Below are 19,277 nucleotides of genomic sequence, written 5' to 3'. Positions count from 1 at the left end.
GACGGCCGTCAGCCCGTGACCGCGCCCTCCGCGGCGGAGTGCACGAGCTTGGAGTACTTGGCCAGAACGCCACGGGTATAGCGCGGGGGAAGCGGCTCCCAGCCGTCGCGGCGAGAGCCCAGCTCGGCGTCATCGACGATCAAGTCGAGAGTGCGAGCGGCGATATCGACCCGTATCAGATCACCATCGCGCACGAAGGCGATAGGACCTGCGTCCACCGCTTCGGGAGCTATGTGGCCGATGCAGAGGCCGGTTGTGCCGCCTGAGAATCGACCGTCCGTCAACAGTAGTACATCTTTTCCGAGCCCCGCGCCCTTGATGGCCGCGGTGATGGCGAGCATCTCGCGCATGCCGGGGCCGCCCTTGGGGCCCTCGTAACGGATGACGATGACGTCGCCCGCGTTGATGTCTCCCGCCTCGAGGGCGTCCATGGCCGCGCGCTCACGCTCGAACACGCGGGCCGGGCCCTCGAACACCGACGCGTCGAAGCCGGCGGTCTTGACGACGGCGCCCTCGGGGGCGAGCGAGCCGTGAAGGATCGTGATTCCGCCGGTGGCGTGGATCGGGTCGTCGAAGCGGTGGATGACGTCGCCGTCGACCGGGTCGGGCTCGAGGTCGCGGAGGTTCTCGGCCAGCGTCTTGCCGGTCACCGTGAGCGCGTCGCCGTGCAGGAGGCCCTCATCGAGCATGGCCTTCAGGACGACGGGGATGCCGCCGTGACGGTCGACGTCGTTCATCACGTACTTGCCGAAAGGCTTCATGTCGGCGACGTGCGGCGTCTTGTCGCCGATGCGGTTGAAGTCGTGGAGCGTCAGTTCGACCTCGGCCTCACGCGCGATGGCGAGAAGGTGCAGCACGACGTTGGTCGAGCCCCCGAGGGCCATGGCCAGCGCGATGGCGTTCTCGAACGCCTCCTTCGTCAGGATGTCACGCGTGGTGATCCCCTGGCGCAGCAGGTTCACCACGGCCTCGCCCGAACGGTGGGCGAAGTAGTCGCGACGGCGGTCGGCCGAAGGCGGAGCCGCAGAGCCTGGGAGGCTCAGCCCGAGCGCCTCGGCGACGGAGGCCATCGTGTTGGCGGTGTACATGCCGCCGCACGCGCCCTCGCCCGGCGCGATCGCGCACTCGATGCGCTTGAGGTCGGCCTCGCTCATCTTGCCGGCGAGGCACGCTCCCACGGCCTCGAAGGAGTCGATGATCGTGACGTCCTTCTCGGTGCCGTCGCTGAGCTTGACCCAGCCGGGTGCGATGGACCCGGCGTACAGGAAGACGCTGGAGAGATCCAGGCGAGCGGATGCCATGAGCATGCCGGGGATCGACTTGTCACAGCCGGCGAGCATCACCGATCCGTCGAGGCGCTCGGCCATCATCACGGTCTCGACCGAGTCGGCGATGACCTCGCGGGAGACGAGCGAGAAGTGCATGCCCTCGTGACCCATGGAGATGCCGTCCGAGACGGAGATGGTGCCGAACTGCAGCGGGTATCCGCCACCGGCGTGAACGCCCTCTTTGGCGCCCTGAGCGAGACGGTCGAGGCTGAGGTTGCAGGGCGTGATCTCGTTCCAGCTCGACGCGATGCCGATCTGGGGCTTGTCCCAGTCCTCGTCGCCCATGCCGACGGCGCGGAGCATGCCACGGGAGGTCGTGGCTTCGATGCCGTCGGTGACGACGCGACTGCGGGGCTTGATGTCGAACTCGCCGGTGTTCGGATTCTGCGGAGCGGGCATTCTCGCAGTCTATTGCGCGCGAGCGACACGCTGACGCGCGACGGCCTCCAGAACGTCGACCAGCGCGTCGATGTCCGCGACCTTGAGGGTCGCGGCCGTCTCGGCGTCCCCCACATGGATGCCGAGATCCCCCGTCCGCAACGCGCGGAGGGCGTCCTCATCCGTGACGTCATCGCCCGCGAAAAGCACCGCGGTCGCCCCCACCCGTTCTCGGAGGTGTGCCACCGCCGAGTCCTTGCCCTCGTGACGGAAAGCGAACTCGAGGATGTCGTGTCCGGTACGTCGGCGCCACCCGGGCGCCTCCGCCGCCACCAGCCGGTCGGCGGCCTCTCGCGCCTCCCGGGCGGTCTCGGCGTCCGCCACCCTCGTATGTACCCCCACGCCGAACTCCTTGGGCTCGATCCAGACCCCGTCCAGGTGCGCGACCGACGCCGTGATCGCCTCGCGCAGGCGGTCGCGCAGCGCGAGGTCGGCGGCGTCGTCCGACGCCGGCTGTTCGCCCGCGCCGGGTACCCAGTACTGCACCCCGTGCGAGGCCGCGAGCCACATGGGCGAGGCATCGAGGTGTTCGGCGATCTCGCGGAGGTGTCCGAGCGAACGCCCCGAAACCAGGGCGACGACCGTGTCCGGGAGCGCGGCGAGAGCGTCGACGGCGGCGCGGGCGCGCGGCATCATCCGCGCGGTCATCGGGTCGTCGACGAGCGGAGCCAGCGTTCCGTCGAAGTCGAGCGCCACCAGAAGCACCGGGGTCGTCGATACCGCCTCGATCGCGGCGTCGGCCGCGGTCACGACGCGACCCCCTCGTCGTCGGCGGCGTCCACTTCGGCGGCGGCCGCCGCGCTGGAGGCGCGGTCGTGGAAGACCGACAGCGCGTCGAGGAACTCCCTCGACCAGTCCTCGACGTCGTGATCCCGCACGCGCTTGCGGAGGGCCCGCATGCGACGGCCCTGTTCGGCCGCGGGCATGTCGATCGCGCGCACGATGGTGTCCTTCAGCCCGTCGATGTCGTGCGGATTGATCAGCAGCGCGCTGCCCATCTCATCGGCCGCACCCGCGAACTCGCTGAGCACGAGCACACCGCGGTTGTCGATACGGCTGGCCACGTACTCCTTGGCCACCAGGTTCATGCCGTCGCGCAGCGCGGTGACGAGCATCACGTCCGCGGCGAGGAACAGCGCGACCATCTCCTCGCGCGGATACGACTGGTGCAGGTAGCGGATGGCGGTGTGGGTCGTCGTGTCGTAGTCGCCGTTGATGCGGCCGACCGTCATCTCGATCTCGTCGCGCAGCTGCACGTAGGCGTCGACGCGCTCGCGACTCGGGCTGGCGACCTGGACGAGCGTGGCATCGTCCACCGTCGCTCGACCGTCCTCGAGAAGCTCACCCCACGCCTTCAGACGGTGACGGATGCCTTTGGTGTAGTCGAGACGGTCGACGCCGAGCAGGATCTTGCGGGGATTGCCGAGGCCCTCGCGGATCTCCCGTGCGCGTTGCTGGATGTCGGGGCGCTGAGCGAGTTCGATGTACGACTCGGCGTCGATGGAGATGGGGAAGGCCTTGGCGAGAGCGACACGCGTTCCCCCCTGGCCGTCCGGCACGGAGATGCCGCTGGCCTTGGTCTCGTAGCGCAGCTGCCGGCGCACGGCGCGAGCGAAGTTGCCCGCATCGGCCACGCGCTGAAATCCGATGACGTCGGCGCCCAGCAGCCCCTCCAGCACCTGCTTGCGCCACGGGAGCTGCGCGTACAGCCCGTAGGCGGGGAAGGGGATGTGGTGGAAGTAACCGATCGTGAGATCGGGGCGCCGCTCGCGCAGCATCTTGGGCACGAGCTGCAGCTGATAGTCCTGCACCCATACGATCGCGTTGTCGGCCGCCGCCTCGGCCGCGGCCTCCGCGAAGCGGCGGTTCACCCGAACGTAGGCGTCCCACCACGCGCGCTTGTACGTCGGCTCGGCGATGACGTCGTGGTACAGCGGCCAGATCGTGTCGTTGGAGAAGCCCTCGTAGTAGTGCTGCACGTCGGCGGCGGACAGCTCGACCGGGACGAGATGCGTCCCCTCGAACTCGAACGGGTCCAGCGCGACGTCGGGCTGGCCGGCCCAGCCCACCCATGCCCCCTCGGCGCGGCGCATGACCGGCTCCAGCGCGGTGACGAGTCCGCCGGGAGAGCGGCGCCACCCGTCCCCGTCCGGGGTGCGGTCCACGGGCAGACGATTGGCGACGACGACGAAATCGGCCTGTGGCACAGGTCCTCCTCGGTAGCTTGACCCCAGGCTAACAGTGGGGTGAGCGCGTTCCGCGGGACCTCTGGAATGCGATAACGCGCATTCTGTCGGGAGACGCTGCGCCATAGCGTGTTTCGCGTCAGCCAGCGTTCCTCGCGGGCGCGGAGCGGGATGTCAAGGCGGCGGGACGCCGATCCGGCGGGTCGCTAGGTTGGGGGAATGCGCCAGTACATCTTCGGAACCGGACTCCTCAGCGCCATCACCGGCGGCGTCACGCTGCTGCGGGGCCTGCGCAATGACGAGCCGTTCACGTGGCGGACCGCCCTGGCCTGGCTGAGCTGGGGCATCACGCTCGCCCTCGCCGTCGGCGCGGTGGTCGACACGCGCCGTGCCCGCCGAGGACGTCAGGTGGCCGGCGACTCCCCCGTCGCCAAGCGTCAGGAGAAGCTCCTCAAGAAGCGTCTGTCGCGCTGAGGCCGGAGACGCGGATGCCGGGCCCTCAGACCCGGCATCCGTTCATCGCGTGAGGATCAGCGCGTCGCCCTGGCCACCCCCGCCGCAGAGGGCGACCGCGGCTGCGCCGCGCCCCCGCCGCACCAGTTCGTGAACGGCGTGCACGACGAGACGATTGCCGGACGCCCCGATCGGGTGGCCGATCGCGATACCGCCGCCATGCGGATTCACGATCTCGTCGGCGATCCCGAGCTCCGCTTGCGACCGCGCGACCACCGCCCCGAAGGCCTCGTTGATCTCGACGAGATCGAGGTCGGATGCCGCGATCCCCTGCTTCTCCAACGCCTGGGCGATCGCGCGGGCGGGCTGCGCGTGCAGTGAGTTGTCGGGGCCGGCGACCTGACCCGCGGCTCCGACGACGGCCAGGACGTCCCACCCCCGATCCTCGGCGATCGTGCGCGTAGTGACGACGACAGCGGAGGCTCCGTCCGAGATCTGCGACGCATTGCCGGCCGTGATCGAACCGCCCTCTACGAACGCGGGGCGTAGCTTGGCCAGCGTCTCGGTCGTCGTGTCCGGCCGGATCCCCTCGTCGGCCGTGACGACGACGGGATCGCCCTTGCGCTGCGGAATCGTGACGGGAATGATCTCGGCGTCGAAGACGCCGTTCTGCTGTGCGGCTGCGGCGCGCTGGTGCGAGCGCGCGGCCACGGCGTCCTGCGCCTCGCGGGTCACCTCGAACCGGGCGTTCGCCCGTTCGGTGGACGCGCCCATACTCTCGCGGTCGTAGGCGTCGGTGAGGCCGTCGTACGCCATGTGGTCGAGCACCTCGACCGAGCCGTAGGCATACCCGTCGCGGGAGTTCATGAGCAGGTGGGGCGCGCGGGTCATCGATTCCATCCCCGCAGCCACGATGACCGTGGCATCACCGAGTCGCAGCATGCGCGCCGCGTCGATGACCGCGGTGAGCCCGGACAGGCACACCTTGTTGATCGTCGCGGCGTGGACGTCCCAGCCGATGCCGGCGGCGATCGCCGCCTGACGCGCGGCGTTCTGTCCGGCCCCGGCCTGCAGGACCTGCCCGACCAGCACGGCGTCGACGGCATCGGCGGGGATGCCTCCGCGCTCCAGGGCGCCGGAGATGGCGGTCGCGCCGAGCTGCACCGCGGTGAGCGGCGCGAGCTGTCCCTTGAGACGCCCCTGGGGCGTGCGGGCGGCGGCGACGATGACGACGTCGGTGGCGGAGGTCATGCGTTCTGCTCCTCGGGGATGCGGACGGTGAGCGGGGGTTGGGTGGCGGCGACGACCTCGTCGACGGTGACGCCCGATGCGACCTCGACGAGGATGAGCCCCTCGTCCGTGACGTCGATCACGGCGAGGTCGGTGATGATGCGGTCGACAACGCCGCGGCCGGTGAGCGGCAGCGAGCACGTGTCGACGATCTTCGGAGAGCCGTCGCGCGCGACGTGCTCCATGAGGACGATGACACGAGCGGCGCCGTGCACGAGGTCCATCGCACCACCGGGGCCCTTGACCATCTTGCCGGGTATCATCCAGTTCGCCAGGTCACCCGTCGCGGACACCTGCATGGCGCCGAGGATCGCGGCGTCGATCTTGCCGCCGCGGATCATGCCGAAGCTCGTTGCCGAGTCGAAGAACGCCGCGCCCGGGAGCGTGGTCACGGTCTCTTTGCCGGCGTTGATGAGGTCGGCATCCACCGCGTCCTCCGTCGGGTAGGGACCGACCCCGAGGATGCCGTTCTCGGACTGCAGGACGACCGTCACGCCCTCCGGGACGTAGTTGGGAACGAGGGTCGGGAGACCGATGCCGAGGTTCACGTACGAGCCGTCGGAGAGTTCGCGCGCCGCGCGGGCGGCCATCTCGATGCGGGTGAGGGCCATGTCAGCGGGCTCCTTCGGTGACGGTGCGCTTCTCGATGCGCTTGGGGATGTCGGGACCGACCTCGACGATGCGGTGGACGAAGACGCCGGGCAGATGCACGTCGTCGGGGTCGATCTCGCCGGGCTCCAGGAGGTGCTCGACCTGCGCGATGCACACGCGGCCGGCCATCGCGGCGAGGGGGTTGAAGGCGCGGGCGGCCTTGCGGAAGACGAGGTTGCCGTGGCGGTCGCCCTTCCACGCGTGCACGAGCGAGAAGTCCGTGGTGATGGCCTCCTCGAGCACGAACTCGCGCGGCTGTCCGTTCACGTCGAACACGCGCACGTCCTTGGCCGGGGATGCCACGGCCACGCCGCCGGCCCCGTCGTATCGCTGCGGAAGCCCGCCCTCGGCGACTTGCGTTCCCACGCCGGTCTGCGTGTAGAACGCCGCGATGCCCGACCCGCCGGCCCGCAGCTTCTCGGCGAGGGTGCCTTGCGGGGTGAGTTCGAGCTCGAGCTCGCCCGAGAGGAACTGGCGCTCGAACTCCTTGTTCTCGCCGACGTACGACGAGGTCATCTTGCGGATGCGGCCGGCTCCCAGCAGGATGCCGAGCCCCCAGTCGTCGACGCCGCAGTTGTTCGACACGACCGAGAGGTCACCCGTGCCCTGCGCCAGGACGGCCTCGATGAGCGCGATGGGGTTTCCCGAGAGGCCGAAGCCGCCCACCGCGAGCGATGCTCCGTCGGGGATGTCGGCGACGGCGTCTGCCGCCGACGGCCAGGTCTTGTCGATCACGCGGACTCCTTCGTGCAGGGATCAGTGACCCCATCGTGAACTCGTCGCGTCGCGGGGGTCGCGTCGATTCTTGCGATGTGGATGCCAGCCCGCGTAGCGTCCACATCGTGGACAACGCCGCTTCCTCCCCCCGCGCGATGGTGCCGGGCACGCAGGCCATCGCCCGGGCTGCTCACCTCTTGCGCCTCGTGACGGCGGCCGGCACCGACGGCGTCGCCGTGGTCGATCTCGCGCGACGCGCCGACCTGACCCGCCCGACGGCACACCGGTTGCTCTCCGCGCTCCGGCAGGAGGGGCTGGTCGACCGCGACGAGGCGACGGGCCGGTGGCTGCCGGGGCCCGAGCTGTACTTGATGGGCACGGTCGCGGCATCCCGCTTCGACGTCACCACGGTCGCGCGGGACATCGTGCGGTCTCTCGCCGTCCGCACCGAGGAGAGCGCATTTCTTTCCGTACGCCGCGGCGACGAGACGGTGTGCCTCGTCCGCGAGGACGGCAGCTTTCCCATCCGCTCATTCGTGCTGTCGGAGGGCGTGCGCTTCCCCCTGGGCGTGGCATCCGCGGGACTGGCGATCCTGGCGTTCCTGCCACCGGACGAGGTCGACGCGTACCTTGACCGCCATGCCGACCTCGCCGAACAGTGGGGCGCTGCGCACGCTCCGGCGCGTCTGCGTACCCGCGTGGCCGATACGAAGGCTCGCGGCTACGCGGTGAATCCGGGCCTCATCGTCGAGGGCAGCTGGGGCCTGGGGGCCGCGGTGTTCACCCGCACCGGTGAGCCTCAGTGGGCGCTGAGTCTCACGGGCGTGGAGTTCCGGTTCAGCGGCGAGCGCCTCGCCGAACTCGGTCGCACCCTGCTGGCGCACGCGCATCAGCTCTCCACGCGCATCGCCGGACGATGATGCATACCCACGCTATATAACGCGGGTATACTTTTGGGAATGACCCGCGACGACGACCTGCAGAGACTGATCCTCGCGGTGCACGCCCTGACGCGCATCGCGGCCCTCGAGACGAAGAACGACGCCCCCGCGGCACAGTGGCGCACCTTGACGCTCCTGCGTGACCACGGCCCGCAGCGCATCGGCGACCTCGCCACGCTCAGCCGCGTGTCACAGCCGGGCATGACCCGGCTCGTCCACCAGATGGAGACGGCGGGACTGCTCGCCCGCGGCATCCATCCCGACGACTCGCGCGTGAGCGTCGTGTCGGCCACCGACGAGGGGCTGCGCGAGCTCGACCGCTGGATGGAAGCGCTCAGCGCCGCCCTGACCCCGCACGTCGCCGATCTGACGGATGCCGAGTGGGACGCGGTCCGCATGAGCGCCGACGCCCTGGCGGCCCGCGTGGGCCTCGAGCCGGAGGGGGCACGATGAGCGCCGCTCCGAGCGTCTGGAAGCAGCCCGCTCAGGTGTGGGCGGTCGCGTTCGCGTGTGTCGTGGCGTTCATGGGGATCGGCTTGGTCGACCCCATCCTCCCCGCGATCGCGGAGTCGTTGCAGGCCAGCCCGGTCGAGACCGAGCTGCTGTTCACCAGCTATCTCGTCGTCACGGGTCTGGCGATGCTCGTGACCAGTTGGATCTCGAGCCGCATCGGCGCGAAGGCGACACTGCTCATCGGGCTCGGACTCATCGTCGTGTTCGCGCTCCTGTGCGCCCTCAGCGGGAGCGTCGACGCCGTCATCGGGTTCCGCGCGGGATGGGGTCTCGGGAACGCCCTCTTCATCTCGACCGCCCTCGCCACGATCGTCGGGGCCGCCTCGGGCGGGAGCTCCGCCGCGATCGTGCTGTACGAAGCCGCCCTGGGTCTCGGCATCGCCGTGAGTCCGCTGCTGGGCGGCATCCTGGGCGAGGCGAGCTGGCGCGGCCCGTTCTTCGGCGTCGTGGCGCTGATGGCGGTTGCCTTCGTCGCGGTGCTCGTGCTCCTCCGCGGCCCGTCGCCCGCCCGCTCGCCGATTCCCTTCAGCGCGCCGTTCCGCGCGCTGGGCCGCCCGGCGCTGGCGATCCTGGCCGCGACCGCTTTGTTCTACAACATCGGCTTCTTCACGCTCTTGGCGTTCTCTCCGTTCCCCCTCGGCTTCGGCGCGATGGGGATCGGTCTGACGTTCTTCGGCTGGGGCGTGGCGCTGGCGGTCACGAGCGTGTGGGTTGCTCCCCTCCTGCTGCGCCGGATGCGACTGACCACCGTCCTGCTCGTGGCACTGCCGCTTCTGGCGGTCGACCTGCTCGTCGCTGCGTTCGTCGTGGGGTCGCCCGCCGCGCTCGTCGCGTGCATCGTCGTGGGCGGTCTCGTCCTGGGCGTCGTGAACACCGCCCTCACCGAGGCGGTCATGGAGGCGACCGATCTGCCGCGCTCGGTCGCGTCGTCGGCCTACTCGGCGGTCCGGTTCCTCGGTGGGGCCGTCGCTCCGCCCCTCGCCGCGTTCCTGTGGCACGCCGCCGGGGCCGGGGTCCCCTACGTTATGGCGACCGTGTCCGTCGTGATCTCAGCGACCTGCGTTCTGTTCGGTCGCGCGGCTCTCGCCCACATCGACCGGGCACATCCGACCGCCGCCGACGAGGGCGCCGCCGTTCTGGTGGGAGACGCGGCCTGAACCGGAGCGGACCGAGGGCGCTCAGATCGGGCTCCTATGGCAGGAGGCCCCGAGTCGCGGCGACGACGGCGCGTGCGCCGGGGTGCGACATCACGATCGAGTAGTGGTCGGTGTCGGGCACCCGGCGCGCGTCCGTCAGCTGCGGGAAAGCACTCCGCAGGCCGGCGAGGTCGGGATACAGCGGCGGAACCTCGCCCCGCAGTCCACGCGCCGCGGCGAGCAGCAGCGTGGGCCGTGGCATCCGATCGAGGGCCCGTGCGATGTCGGCGCCGGTGTTCTGGTCGAGCGAGTCGGCCTCGACCGTGGCGAACGTCGTCGCGGGACGCAGCTCCGGCTCCTCTCCCACGAGGTCGTAGTCGAAGTAGTCATCGAGGAGAGGGTCCTCCCGGCCGACGAACGCCGGGTGCTCCCGCCAGAACTCGCGGTACTGCCCTCGATCGCTGAAGCGCATCTCCAGCCGGGCGGCCGTCGGCCCGAGGACGTGCCGCACCGCATCGCGCGGCGGCATCCCCGGGGGAAGGTCGAGCGGCAGTCCTCCGTCCACGAGCACGACCCGCTCGACGCGGTCCGGGTGCCGATCGGCGAGCACCGCCGACACGAACGCCCCCATCGAGTGCCCGACGACCACCGCGCGCTCGACGCCCGTGGCATCCAGGACCGCGGCGAGGTCATCCGCGTGCGCGGCCATCCCGAGCGGGCCGTCGATGTCGGCGCTGCGCCCCCTGCCCCGCAGGTCCGGGGCGATCAGCCGCAGGTTCGGCGCCGCCTCCGCGACCCACGACCACGCGCGGTGCGATGCCGTGACCCCGTGCACGAGCAGCCACGGTGCGCCGTCGGCATCCGGATGCCACTCCCCCACGTGCAGCGTTCCGCCGGCAACCGCGACGGCGTGCGTCCGGTCCGTCACCGACCGCCCCGGACGGTGTCGTCGAGCGTCTCCCACAGCTGGGCGAATCGAGCGTTCCACGGCGTTGCGAAGAGCCCCGCCTGCCAGCGGCGGCGCACCTCGGCGAGGTCGACCCACTCGGCCTCGAGCACCTCGTCGGGATCGACCGTCACCTCGGGCTCGCCCTCGACGTGCGCGCACCACAGATCGAACAGCGCGCGCTCCTCGACGACGCGCCCCACGAGCACGAGGTCGTCCGGTAGGACCGAGATGCCCACCTCCTCGTCGAGCTCGCGGATCGCACCCCGACGGCTGGACTCCCCGCGCAGGGCGCTGCCCGCCGGGAACTCCCACGCGAGCGGGTACTCCTTCCCCTCCGCCCTTCGGCTCACGAGGACCCGACCCGTGGATGCCGCGACACACACGGATGCCACGATGTGGAACGACCCGGCTGGCACGGGGCCGTCACCCCGGCGATGCAGCGTTCCGGTGGGCGTGCCCTGGACGTCGGTGACGTCCCACATCTCGTCGTCGGCCATGTCGCCATCCTGTCGCTCGATCGGCGATGATGCGAGGGCCGACACCCCGGCAACCGCCACAACCACCTCGCACCTCGCCGCCGGAGTGGCTCACCCCGGCTCAGTTCGCCGAGTCGTGGTCCTTCCGAATACGGCGCCCCTCGGCGACATCCTCTGCCTCCTTGGCATCCGCCTTCTTCAGGTTGCGGTCGTCGCGGGGCGGCAGCTGGATGTCGGTCTCGGCGGCGATACCGGCCTCGAGCTGACGCGCGCGCTCCATCTCCGCGTCGAACTCAGCGCCGAAGAGGAGCGCGAGGTTCGCGATCCACAGCCACAGCAGGAAGATCACGATGCCCGCGAGGGAACCGTAGGTGCGGTCGTAGTTCGAGAAGTTCCCGACGTAGAGACCGAAGGCGAGGGTGGCGAGGGCGAGCACGACGATCGCGATGAGGGCGCCCACGCTGATCCAGCGGAACTTCGGCTGCTTCGCATTCGGAGTCGCGTAGTACAGGATCGCCACCATCAGCACGACGATGAGGGCGAGGACCGGCCACTTGAGGATCGACCACAGCGTCTGCGCCACATCTCCGACACCGAGCGCGTCGCCCACCGCCGCGGTGACCGGACCCGACACCACGAGAATGGTCGCCGCGATGAAGAGGAGAACGATGCCGATCACGGTGACGAGAAGCTGAACCGGCTTGAGCTTCCAGAACGGTCGTCCTTCGTCGATCTCGTAAATGCGGTTCATTGCGCGGCTGAACGCGCCCACGTACCCGGATGCCGACCACACGGCGAGCACGACTCCGGTGATCAGCGCCACGCCCGCGCCGGGCGATGAGGCGATCTGCTCGATCGGCCCGCGGATGGTGCTCGCGGTCTCGCCGGGTGCCGCCTGCTCGATGATCCCGAGGATGGCGTCGGCGGCCGCCTGGCCCTGCCCGAAGACCCCGAGCAGCGAGAACAGCGCGATCAGCGCAGGGAAGATCGACAGGACCGCGAAATACGTCAACGCCGCGGCGATGTCGATACACCCATCGGACCGGAATTCATGCAGCGTCTTGCGCAGGACATACTTCCACGAGCGCTTGTCGAGGTCATCGGGGGAATCCGGCTTGCCGGGGTGCTCGGATGCGGGAGCGTCGCGTTTGGAGGTGGCGCGACGCGTGGTGTCGGAACTCATCGCCCCAGTGGAGAGGTGCGGCGGCGATGTCAGAACGCCCTTGCCAAGTGCGGCGTCGCTGTGCTGCGAGCATCACAACGGAAGCAGAACGCCCCCCACCGGAAATCCAGTGGGGGGCGTTTCGTCGGTGCACCCTCTGGGACTCGAACCCAGAACCCACTGATTAGGAGAGCTTGGGCCTGGGTCCCCGTCGCTCCCCGACCTCCCCGGAAAGCCCCGAAACACGCGGATCGCGGGACAACGACCGGGGATGTCCGGGACCGTCCGGGACGAGCGGCGGCGCTGTTTTCGCGCTGATCCGGCCTCCCGACCCGCTCGCCCGCCTGCGCCCATCTGCCACGAGAGAACACCCGGACCCTCCCAGCCCCAGGGAGTCCGGGCGTTCTCGGCTTAAGGCTCAGGTGTAGCGCCGTCTAGCTCAGCTCGTCGCGGACAAGCTCCGTCGCGTGGCCGAGCATCGCGAGGACATCAGCCTCATTGTGCTGGCATGCGCCGCCCTGAGATGATGACCCAAGCGGAGCAATTGTTCATACGAGCAACTACCGAGGGCGGAAGTCTGATGCGGATCAGCACGACAGTCTTGATGTTCGGTGCAGCGATGTCTACATCCATCCTGTTCGCGTCGTCGGCTCAGGCCGCGGTTGCGCCGGATGAAACGGCGAGCGGCGACGAGGCGCCGTGGGTCCAAGAGTTTGACGAAGAAAGCCTGGCCCTTCTCGATGAGGAGGAGGCGGCAGCTGTATGGCAGCTAGAGGCTGGACCAATCATAAAGGCTCTTCGCGAACAGTTCCCTGATGACTTCGCGGTGGCATGGATTCGCGACAAGTACGTCGAAGTAGCGTTCGCAGCCGCAACACCCCCTGACGCCACAGCAATCATTGACGGCAGTACGGTTCCGATCAAGGCGATTGAGGGTTTCGGCGCCTCAGAGGTGCAGATGGCCACCATCAGCAGAGAGATCCACAACACTGCGTTGACCTACGTTGGGGAAGGCGTAGCGGTCACCTCGGGGCCAATTCCCGATCGCAAGGTCTACCAAGTCGAGTTTGCATCTGAGAACGATGACTCAGTGGCGCGCGAAGCTCTAGACCGGCATGTCGGACAGTTGAAGGCTTCGTTGGATGACGCCTTCAGCACCGACACACTGGGCGGCTTCACTATCGAAACGTACATTGCCGATACAGGCGCGATCGGTGACGCGAGTTGGGGGCAGGCTGGAGGAACCGCACTAAATGCACTCGACTCCGGCCTGAGCTGCACGTCCGGGTTTGTCGTTAGCGCGAGGGTGGGTCCTGACATCGGAGTGGTGACTGCGGGCCACTGCTCAAAAAACTTGCGCCAAATCTCGCCGAACTAAAACTTCGACTTCAACTTCCGTGCTCAGCATATCGAGACATACGGCGATATGCAGTGGATGCGAAGCCCCATCATGATGGATGCCTGGTTCCATTACGATCATGGCCTCGGCCGCGCGCAGAAGGCCCGCAGTGACGTAAGCATCAACTCGACCGTCTACGTCTACGGCCGAAATGGCGGACGACAATCAGCGAGGGTGATCGGCCTCAACCAATCACATACAAGTAGTGAGAAGACTTCCTATGGCCTCGTAAGGATAAACGGGTCGACGGTCCAGCCGGGGGACAGTGGTGGACCGGTTTACCTAGGAAACACCGCGTACGGGATCTTCAAGGGTTACGGAGCCTTCGACGACTTCTACACCCCGATCAATCCAGTTCTCAACCAGCTTCAGGTTGACCTGTGCATCGACCCGCCCGGATGTCAGTGATGAGAAAGCTCCTCACCGCTGCATTGTTGGTGGTACTCGCCACTCTGCTCACATCGTGCTCACTCGCGAGCGACCCTACGCCTTCCGAGACGCCTGACGAAAGCCGGGCAAGTGAGGGTGCGATCGCCACTTACGAGGTTCCGCCGAATTGGGGCAGCGACGCTGGGGAAGCTCGCGGGGTTCTCGTGGAGATAGATGGATGTGTGCGCCTGGACAACTCAAGGGTCCCAATTTTCCCTTCCGATCAGGTTACTTGGGACGGGGAGACTCTCACGTTCGGCGAGGATCAGTATCGAGTGGGCGACACCATCACGTTCGCCGGCAACGAGATTGGCGATCCGAGCGAGCTAGAAGCAGAGATTCCAGCGGGCTGCTCCGCGGGACCTTTCTGGATCGTCGGACCGCGACGCAATTAGGACACCCATACGCCGATCACCGGGCTTGCAGCAGAGCTGCGGCAAGAGTCCCTTCTTCGGGCACGACTGGAGCCAACTGAGCGCACCCTGCGCCGCACTTGTGGCAGATGCCGAGAGAACCAGGCGTCAGGACGGAGCCGCCCGGAACATCGTCGGCGTACAGCCACGACGAGCCGTCCGCCAGGACGACGACCTCTCTCGCGAGGATCGGGATGCCGCCGAGGATGCCGAGGGCGGTCGGGTACTCCGGGAGACCGACGGCTGCACCTTTCGGGATGCGGTTTGTCTCTCGGCTGAGGGTTTCGTAGATGAACATCGCTTCGAATATCCACACTGTTGTTGGGTCGTTTACATGAGGCACGGTCGTGTTCGTTGCGCTCTCCTTCTTGAGAACGATTCTCGCTCGCTGGCCACTCTGCCGCTCGATAGCGCGGCTCAGCATGGACAAAGAAGGAGACATCACAATGCCCCGCACGCCACTCCCGGCAGACGCCACGCGAGAGCAGAAGCTCGCCGCCCTGCCCAAGCTCGCAGGAGCCTCTGGCAATCCTGCCTATGAGCGCGTCCTGGGACGCCTCGCCGAAACCGCCGTCGCCAAGCTCGGCGAGGTCGAGGATGCGCTGGAAGACCTGGCCGACGAGTTCGCCATCCGCTTCCAGGCCGACGACGAGCGCGCTGCCGCTCGCGACCGCATCAGCAGATGTTTACGGCCACCTGCTCGAAGCCAAGCCGAACGTGGACGTTTTGGACGACATCATGGCGGCGGTTGAGGCGGAGGCCGGTTCGCTCAGGCCGCTCCGCGCGGTCGGCTGAAACGGGACGCGCTGTTTTCGCGATGTTGCCCGATCCGAGCCGGAAACGGCGGAAGGCCCGGTCACTGATTTTGCTCAGTGTTTCCGGGCCTTCCTTGTGGTGCACCCCCTGGGACTCGAACCCAGAACCCACTGATTAAGAGTCAGTTGCTCTGCCGATTGAGCTAGAGGTGCGTTCCTTCGGCTCAGAATCGCGTTCCGAACCGAGGGATTACGTTACCAGGCGTGACGAGAGCACGCCAAATCGGGGTGGGGGTGCCGTCTATTCTGGAGCGGTGGCTTCCCTCGATGCGATCCCCTCGTCCGCGGTGTCGGTGAGCGACGACCTCGAGCTGGCGTTGCGCCTGGCCGACGCGGCCGATGCGGTCGCCATGGCGCGGTTCGACGCCGTCGACCTGCAGATCGACACCAAGCCCGATCGCACCCACGTCACCGAGGCCGATCTGGCCACCGAGCGGGCGATCCGCGCCATCCTGGATGCCGAGCGACCGGGTGACGCCGTCCTCGGCGAGGAGTACGGCACGACGGGCGACACCGCGCGCCGATGGGTCATCGACCCGATCGACGGCACCCACAACTACATGCGCGGCATCCCCGTGTGGGCGACGCTCATCGCGCTCACCGTGGACGGGGTCCCGACCGTGGGTGTCGTGAGCCAGCCGGCGATCGGACGACGCTGGTGGGCCGCCACCGGCCACGGCGCCTGGACGAACGGTCGCGACGGCGAAGCGCGACGCATCCACGTCTCGGGCGTGGACGACATCGCGCACGCGAGCATCAGCTTCCAGAGCATCGAACAGTGGGACGACGTCGACCTCGTGCCGACGCTCGAACGCCTCGCCCGCGCGGTGTGGCGCGATCGCGCCTACGGCGACGCCCTCCCCTACATGTGGCTCGCGGAAGGTCGTCTCGAGCTCGTCGCCGAATTCGGTGTGAAGGAGTACGACATCGCCGCGATCGCGCCGATCGTGCGCGAGGCCGGCGGCCGGTTCAGCGCGTTCGACGGTTCCGACCGGCTCGACGCGGGCTCCTCGCTCGCGTCGAACGGCGTGCTGCACGATGCGTTCCACGCCTTCCTGCACGAGGGAGACGCCCCGTGATTCGGCGGTCGCTCTCCGCCGCGGGTACCGCGATACTCGCCGCGGTTCTCTTGACGGCGTGTACCACGCCCACGGCACCCGACGCCGCACCGTCGGCTCCCCCGGCCGTCACCCCGACGGCGCCGCCCGAGGCGACACCGACCGAGACACCCGGCGCCGACGCCGGCGAGCCGACGTGCGAGACGATCATCCCGAGCACCACCGCCGCCGACTTCCGCAGCCTCGGGTGGACGGTGCAGACCGAAGCCTTCCGCGTCGGGGCGACCGAGCTGTCGGGCGGCATCCAGTGCAAGTGGGGTGACAGCTCCGTGACCTCCGACCGCATCCAGATGTTCGGGTGGGCACCGATCGAAGCGGATGCCGTGCAGGACGCGGTGGACGAGCTCGTCGCGTCCGGCTGGAAGCGCGAAGACGGCTCCGACGGCCTGATCTACGTCACCGAGAACCCGGATTGGGCGATCGGGAAGGATGCCGACGGTTACGGCATCACCTATCTTTTCGGCGACGACTGGGTGAAGATCGCCGACACCAAACAGAGTCTCGTGCTGGTGGAGTGGCCGCCGGCTCAGCGGTAGGGATTGACCGCGTCCGGGGCGCCGGAGGCGGCGTGCCCCTGATCCCACGCGTCGCCGCGAGCCTCCCGCTCCCGCCACAACGCGTCGGCTTGCAGCACCCGCTGTGCGAAGGCGACCCAGTCGCTCCATCCGCCCGTCACGGTGCCGCCCGCTGCGCGCGACCCCGTCGCCGTCCACGTGGGGGCCTCGGCATCCGGGTCGAGCTGGAACGGACCGACGTCGATGCGCAGGCGGCGGGGATCGGGCATGCTCCGACGCTAAGCGGCGCCGTGAGGTGCGGGCAACCCGGTGACGTAGGCTCGGTCGTCGTGGCTATCGGCGCAACCATTCACACCTTCACGGTGCAGCTCTCCGACGTCGATCGCGGCGTCTACGACGAACTCGCGGTGCGGGTGGCGCGGCATCCCTCCGAGACCGCGCCCTACATGCTCACGCGCGTACTCGCGTACTGCCTCGAATACGAGGAGGGCATCGCCTTCAGCGAGGGCGTCTCCGCCACGGACGAACCGGCCGTCCTGGTGCGCGACCTGACGGGCTCACTGACCGCGTGGATCGAGGTGGGAGCCCCGGATGCCGCCCGCCTGCACACCGGCAGCATGAAGGCCGAGCGGGTCGCCGTGTACACGCACCGCGACCCAGAGAAGGTGGCCGCGCCCTGGGCCGGGAAGCGTATTCACCGGGCCGACGAGGTGCTTCTGCACTCCTTCGACCCCGGGTTCGTGGAGACGATGGCGGACGCGATCGAACGCCGCAACACCGCCACCCTCACGCGCACCGAAGGACGCGTCTACCTCGAGCTCAACGGCGCCTCGGGCGAGAGCGACGTCCACACCCGCACCGCGGCGTGAACGACATCACGCCTCTCGGCAAGCGCGGACAAAGGGGGCGGTCTACTTCGTGTCGTTGGGGTGGTGCGTATGCACCTGTTCGATGAACACGGTGCGCCCGTCCACCCAGAACCAGATCCTCGCGTCCCCCTTCAACGTTGGCTTGTGCTGCCACCGTTCATAGCGCGCACCGTCGCGTTGGACTGAGCCCAGTTCGCCCCGGAGCGGATAGTTCGTGGGTGTTCGTTCCGTCGGCGTCCGAGTCAGAAAGTCCCAGGCGTCCGCCATCGGATTTCGGATGGTCGCCACGAGATCACGCCACCCCTTCTTCGCGCCGGTCGACGCGAAAAGGATCGAGTACTCGTTCTTCTTCGTCGGCCGGGAGACCTGCTCGCCCTTCGCCACGGTCAGGGTCGCTCGACGGACTCGATCTCGTCCAGCCAATCGACCGGCTCCGAGCTCAGACCGGCGGCGAGTGCTGTCGCCGTCTCCCGCCAGGACGTCAGCTCCGCCACGGCCAGGTGAGCCTGTCCGGTGGAGAACGATGCACGGGCGGCATCTACGACGTTCTTCGCGCACTCTGCCTGGTCTGCCGGCGACAGCGCGAGCATCCACGGGAAGAGCTTCGTCATGCCGACCTCCAGCGACTCGTCGTCGTCCAGCGACAGGGTGATGAGCTGAGCAGCCAACTGAAGCAGCTGCGCACGAGCGTCCGCCTCACGTTGGGACATCAGCACCAGAGGCTCCCCGTCGCGTCGAGTCACCTGAACCGGGTGATCGTCGGCTTCCGCGAAAACCTCCGCGGCGTGCTTGCTGAGGTCTGAAGACCGGCGGACTGTCATGCCGAAGTCGCTGATCGTGCTCATGCGGCCAGTCTAGTTCGGAACGTATTCGGAAGTCGAGATTCCCTGCCGCGTCGAGCCACGTGCGAAGTCGGTGCCTCGACGAAAAACAACAATGGCCCGAGATCTGCAGAGTATGCGGGTCTCGGGCCATTTCGTACGACGATGGTTCGTGGAGCTGGGGGGAATCGAACCCCCGTCCAACGCTGGGTCTCCGCGTTTTCTCCGGGCGCAGTCTGTGCAGACGTTCTGCTCGGCCCCGACCTTTGTCACAGACACCTAAGTCGACAGGCCCAGTCCGGGAAAAGTCCCGCGTGACGTCCGGACGCCGTCACACAGCAAGACCCCTAAATGACGCCAGGATCCGTGGCGGGGTCACACACGGCCTGACGGACTATCGGGCTCGCTTAGGCAGCGAGGGCGAAGTCAGTGCGCTTAGCATCGGCACTTATTGTTTTGCAGGGAGCGTTTACGAGATAACCCCACATCCTCGGCCCGCTTCTCGCGGGTTCGCAGGCGCTGTCGAAACCGATCAGCCCCGGGAACTCCGTGAAGGAGCGACCATCGTCACACTGTTGAATTGCCAGTCCCGGGCACCGAAGCACCCGAGCATCACAGTCTACAACGCCGCCCTCCCCTCCGCATTCCCACCCTCTCG

23 protein-coding genes, 1 tRNA gene and 1 other RNA gene are annotated in these 19,277 nt (G+C 68.2%); 10 read left to right on the top strand and 15 right to left on the bottom strand.

The genetic code is table 11. The features are described 5' to 3' along the window. Nucleotides 1-8: 8 nt before the first annotated feature. The 3 genes from ilvD to otsA are packed head-to-tail and all read right to left on the bottom strand — an operon-like array spanning nucleotide 9 to nucleotide 3,973. Complete coding sequence (ilvD, locus tag MHY30_RS01200; RefSeq protein WP_239274556.1) at nucleotides 9-1,727, bottom strand: dihydroxy-acid dehydratase; 1,719 nt, start codon at nucleotides 1,725-1,727, stop codon at nucleotides 9-11. Nucleotides 1,728-1,736: 9 nt separating this feature from the next. Beyond that, nucleotides 1,737-2,516, bottom strand: a complete 780-nt coding sequence (gene otsB / locus MHY30_RS01195) for a trehalose-phosphatase (protein WP_239274547.1) — start codon at nucleotides 2,514-2,516, stop codon at nucleotides 1,737-1,739. After that, a complete protein-coding gene (otsA, locus tag MHY30_RS01190) occupies nucleotides 2,513-3,973 on the bottom strand; it encodes an alpha,alpha-trehalose-phosphate synthase (UDP-forming) (RefSeq protein ID WP_239274538.1) in 1,461 nt (486 codons plus the stop codon). Before otsA ends, otsB begins: the two co-directional genes overlap by 4 nt. Before the next feature lie 198 nt (nucleotides 3,974-4,171). Here otsA and MHY30_RS01185 point away from each other — a divergent pair, with 198 nt between their 5' ends. Beyond that, nucleotides 4,172-4,426 (top strand): cytochrome c-type biogenesis protein CcmH, encoded by a 255-nt coding sequence (locus MHY30_RS01185; protein WP_239274529.1) that lies wholly within the window; start codon nucleotides 4,172-4,174, stop codon nucleotides 4,424-4,426. 42 nt (nucleotides 4,427-4,468) lie between these two features. Here MHY30_RS01185 and MHY30_RS01180 read toward each other — a convergent pair whose 3' ends face one another. The 3 genes from MHY30_RS01180 to MHY30_RS01170 are packed head-to-tail and all read right to left on the bottom strand — an operon-like array spanning nucleotide 4,469 to nucleotide 7,081. After that, nucleotides 4,469-5,656, bottom strand: a complete 1,188-nt coding sequence (locus tag MHY30_RS01180) for an acetyl-CoA C-acetyltransferase (RefSeq protein WP_239274518.1) — start codon at nucleotides 5,654-5,656, stop codon at nucleotides 4,469-4,471. Then, a complete protein-coding gene (locus MHY30_RS01175) occupies nucleotides 5,653-6,306 on the bottom strand; it encodes a 3-oxoacid CoA-transferase subunit B (RefSeq protein WP_239274506.1) in 654 nt (217 codons plus the stop codon). The genes MHY30_RS01180 and MHY30_RS01175 overlap by 4 nt, the downstream gene beginning before the upstream one ends. Nucleotide 6,307: 1 nt before the next feature. Next, entirely contained in the window at nucleotides 6,308-7,081 is a 774-nt protein-coding gene (locus MHY30_RS01170; protein WP_239274489.1) for a CoA transferase subunit A, read from the bottom strand. A 137-nt stretch (nucleotides 7,082-7,218) separates the two neighbouring features. Between MHY30_RS01170 and MHY30_RS01165 the strand changes: the two genes are divergently transcribed. From MHY30_RS01165 to MHY30_RS01155, 3 genes are read left to right on the top strand one after another with little or no spacing between them, the layout of a single operon-like run. After that, nucleotides 7,219-7,983: an IclR family transcriptional regulator gene (locus MHY30_RS01165; protein WP_239274763.1), complete on the top strand. Its 765-nt coding sequence runs from the start codon at nucleotides 7,219-7,221 to the stop codon at nucleotides 7,981-7,983. Nucleotides 7,984-8,022: 39 nt separating this feature from the next. Beyond that, nucleotides 8,023-8,457, top strand: a complete 435-nt coding sequence (locus MHY30_RS01160) for a MarR family winged helix-turn-helix transcriptional regulator (RefSeq protein WP_239274479.1) — start codon at nucleotides 8,023-8,025, stop codon at nucleotides 8,455-8,457. Further along, a complete protein-coding gene (locus MHY30_RS01155) occupies nucleotides 8,454-9,674 on the top strand; it encodes an MFS transporter (RefSeq protein WP_239274468.1) in 1,221 nt (406 codons plus the stop codon). The genes MHY30_RS01160 and MHY30_RS01155 overlap by 4 nt, the downstream gene beginning before the upstream one ends. 34 nt (nucleotides 9,675-9,708) lie before the next feature. Here MHY30_RS01155 and MHY30_RS01150 read toward each other — a convergent pair whose 3' ends face one another. The 3 genes from MHY30_RS01150 to MHY30_RS01140 all read right to left on the bottom strand — a co-directional run bounded on the left by MHY30_RS01150 (nucleotide 9,709) and on the right by MHY30_RS01140 (nucleotide 12,261). Then, nucleotides 9,709-10,581 carry an alpha/beta hydrolase gene (locus MHY30_RS01150; RefSeq protein ID WP_239274452.1) on the bottom strand — a complete coding sequence of 291 codons (873 nt, stop codon included), beginning with the start codon at nucleotides 10,579-10,581 and terminating at the stop codon, nucleotides 9,709-9,711. Further along, nucleotides 10,578-11,099 carry an NUDIX domain-containing protein gene (locus MHY30_RS01145; RefSeq protein WP_239274444.1) on the bottom strand — a complete coding sequence of 174 codons (522 nt, stop codon included), beginning with the start codon at nucleotides 11,097-11,099 and terminating at the stop codon, nucleotides 10,578-10,580. The genes MHY30_RS01150 and MHY30_RS01145 overlap by 4 nt, the downstream gene beginning before the upstream one ends. A 100-nt stretch (nucleotides 11,100-11,199) precedes the next feature. Continuing rightward, complete coding sequence (locus tag MHY30_RS01140) at nucleotides 11,200-12,261, bottom strand: YihY/virulence factor BrkB family protein (RefSeq protein ID WP_239274442.1); 1,062 nt, start codon at nucleotides 12,259-12,261, stop codon at nucleotides 11,200-11,202. Between the two features lie 487 nt (nucleotides 12,262-12,748). Here MHY30_RS01140 and MHY30_RS01135 point away from each other — a divergent pair, with 487 nt between their 5' ends. Then, nucleotides 12,749-13,618 carry a S1 family peptidase gene (locus tag MHY30_RS01135; protein WP_239274432.1) on the top strand — a complete coding sequence of 290 codons (870 nt, stop codon included), beginning with the start codon at nucleotides 12,749-12,751 and terminating at the stop codon, nucleotides 13,616-13,618. Nucleotides 13,619-13,690: 72 nt separating this feature from the next. Beyond that, entirely contained in the window at nucleotides 13,691-14,047 is a 357-nt protein-coding gene (locus MHY30_RS01130) for a S1 family peptidase (protein ID WP_239274423.1), read from the top strand. 432 nt (nucleotides 14,048-14,479) lie between these two features. On the opposite strand, the gene MHY30_RS01125 is transcribed toward MHY30_RS01130, so the two are convergent. Beyond that, nucleotides 14,480-14,779 carry a hypothetical protein gene (locus MHY30_RS01125; protein ID WP_239274421.1) on the bottom strand — a complete coding sequence of 100 codons (300 nt, stop codon included), beginning with the start codon at nucleotides 14,777-14,779 and terminating at the stop codon, nucleotides 14,480-14,482. A gap of 148 nt (nucleotides 14,780-14,927) precedes the next feature. On the opposite strand from MHY30_RS01125, the gene MHY30_RS01120 reads away from it, so the two are divergent. Then, on the top strand, nucleotides 14,928-15,233 hold the full coding sequence (locus MHY30_RS01120) for a hypothetical protein (protein WP_239274419.1): 306 nt from the start codon (nucleotides 14,928-14,930) through the stop codon (nucleotides 15,231-15,233). A gap of 140 nt (nucleotides 15,234-15,373) precedes the next feature. Here MHY30_RS01120 and MHY30_RS01115 read toward each other — a convergent pair. After that, a tRNA-Lys gene (locus MHY30_RS01115) sits at nucleotides 15,374-15,449 on the bottom strand. Between the two features lie 101 nt (nucleotides 15,450-15,550). Between MHY30_RS01115 and MHY30_RS01110 the strand changes: the two genes are divergently transcribed. Together MHY30_RS01110 and MHY30_RS01105 are read left to right on the top strand one after the other, a co-directional pair. Beyond that, on the top strand, nucleotides 15,551-16,375 hold the full coding sequence (locus tag MHY30_RS01110) for an inositol monophosphatase family protein (RefSeq protein ID WP_239274417.1): 825 nt from the start codon (nucleotides 15,551-15,553) through the stop codon (nucleotides 16,373-16,375). 50 nt (nucleotides 16,376-16,425) lie between these two features. Further along, nucleotides 16,426-16,950 carry a hypothetical protein gene (locus MHY30_RS01105; protein WP_239274415.1) on the top strand — a complete coding sequence of 175 codons (525 nt, stop codon included), beginning with the start codon at nucleotides 16,426-16,428 and terminating at the stop codon, nucleotides 16,948-16,950. Here MHY30_RS01105 and MHY30_RS01100 read toward each other — a convergent pair. Further along, entirely contained in the window at nucleotides 16,941-17,198 is a 258-nt protein-coding gene (locus tag MHY30_RS01100) for a hypothetical protein (protein WP_239274413.1), read from the bottom strand. The genes MHY30_RS01105 and MHY30_RS01100 overlap by 10 nt on opposite strands. Nucleotides 17,199-17,258: 60 nt before the next feature. Here MHY30_RS01100 and MHY30_RS01095 point away from each other — a divergent pair, with 60 nt between their 5' ends. Next, nucleotides 17,259-17,798 (top strand): YaeQ family protein, encoded by a 540-nt coding sequence (locus MHY30_RS01095; RefSeq protein WP_239274411.1) that lies wholly within the window; start codon nucleotides 17,259-17,261, stop codon nucleotides 17,796-17,798. A gap of 42 nt (nucleotides 17,799-17,840) precedes the next feature. Here the strand turns inward: MHY30_RS01095 and MHY30_RS01090 are convergent, their stop codons facing one another. From MHY30_RS01090 to ssrA, 3 genes are all read right to left on the bottom strand, one after another. Continuing rightward, the gene (locus MHY30_RS01090; RefSeq protein ID WP_239274402.1) at nucleotides 17,841-18,182 is read right to left on the bottom strand and encodes a hypothetical protein; all 342 of its coding nucleotides are present in this window, start codon (nucleotides 18,180-18,182) and stop codon (nucleotides 17,841-17,843) included. 2 nt (nucleotides 18,183-18,184) lie between these two features. Continuing rightward, a complete protein-coding gene (locus MHY30_RS01085) occupies nucleotides 18,185-18,643 on the bottom strand; it encodes a prevent-host-death protein (protein WP_239274400.1) in 459 nt (152 codons plus the stop codon). A gap of 146 nt (nucleotides 18,644-18,789) precedes the next feature. Next, nucleotides 18,790-19,159: a transfer-messenger RNA gene (ssrA, locus tag MHY30_RS01080) on the bottom strand. Nucleotides 19,160-19,277: the final 118 nt, after the last annotated feature.

Source organism: Microbacterium sp. ACRRU (assembly GCF_022346945.1).
Lineage (GTDB): Bacteria > Actinomycetota > Actinomycetes > Actinomycetales > Microbacteriaceae > Microbacterium > Microbacterium mcarthurae.
Note: the sequence above shows the minus strand (reverse complement) of the source record. Positions and strands in the feature narration are given on the sequence as shown.

Coding starts and splice junctions, on each gene's coding strand:
- ilvD (WP_239274556.1), bottom strand. CDS start 1,727: ATGCCCGCTCCGCAGAATCCGAACACCGGCGAGTTCGACATCAAGCCC.
- MHY30_RS01185 (WP_239274529.1), top strand. CDS start 4,172: ATGCGCCAGTACATCTTCGGAACCGGACTCCTCAGCGCCATCACCGGC.
- MHY30_RS01180 (WP_239274518.1), bottom strand. CDS start 5,656: ATGACCTCCGCCACCGACGTCGTCATCGTCGCCGCCGCCCGCACGCCC.
- MHY30_RS01175 (WP_239274506.1), bottom strand. CDS start 6,306: ATGGCCCTCACCCGCATCGAGATGGCCGCCCGCGCGGCGCGCGAACTC.
- MHY30_RS01165 (WP_239274763.1), top strand. CDS start 7,219: ATGGTGCCGGGCACGCAGGCCATCGCCCGGGCTGCTCACCTCTTGCGC.
- MHY30_RS01160 (WP_239274479.1), top strand. CDS start 8,023: ATGACCCGCGACGACGACCTGCAGAGACTGATCCTCGCGGTGCACGCC.
- MHY30_RS01155 (WP_239274468.1), top strand. CDS start 8,454: ATGAGCGCCGCTCCGAGCGTCTGGAAGCAGCCCGCTCAGGTGTGGGCG.
- MHY30_RS01145 (WP_239274444.1), bottom strand. CDS start 11,099: ATGGCCGACGACGAGATGTGGGACGTCACCGACGTCCAGGGCACGCCC.
- MHY30_RS01140 (WP_239274442.1), bottom strand. CDS start 12,261: ATGAGTTCCGACACCACGCGTCGCGCCACCTCCAAACGCGACGCTCCC.
- MHY30_RS01135 (WP_239274432.1), top strand. CDS start 12,749: ATGCGCCGCCCTGAGATGATGACCCAAGCGGAGCAATTGTTCATACGA.
- MHY30_RS01130 (WP_239274423.1), top strand. CDS start 13,691: ATGATGGATGCCTGGTTCCATTACGATCATGGCCTCGGCCGCGCGCAG.
- MHY30_RS01125 (WP_239274421.1), bottom strand. CDS start 14,779: ATGTTCATCTACGAAACCCTCAGCCGAGAGACAAACCGCATCCCGAAA.
- MHY30_RS01120 (WP_239274419.1), top strand. CDS start 14,928: ATGCCCCGCACGCCACTCCCGGCAGACGCCACGCGAGAGCAGAAGCTC.
- MHY30_RS01100 (WP_239274413.1), bottom strand. CDS start 17,198: ATGCCCGATCCCCGCCGCCTGCGCATCGACGTCGGTCCGTTCCAGCTC.
- MHY30_RS01085 (WP_239274400.1), bottom strand. CDS start 18,643: ATGAGCACGATCAGCGACTTCGGCATGACAGTCCGCCGGTCTTCAGAC.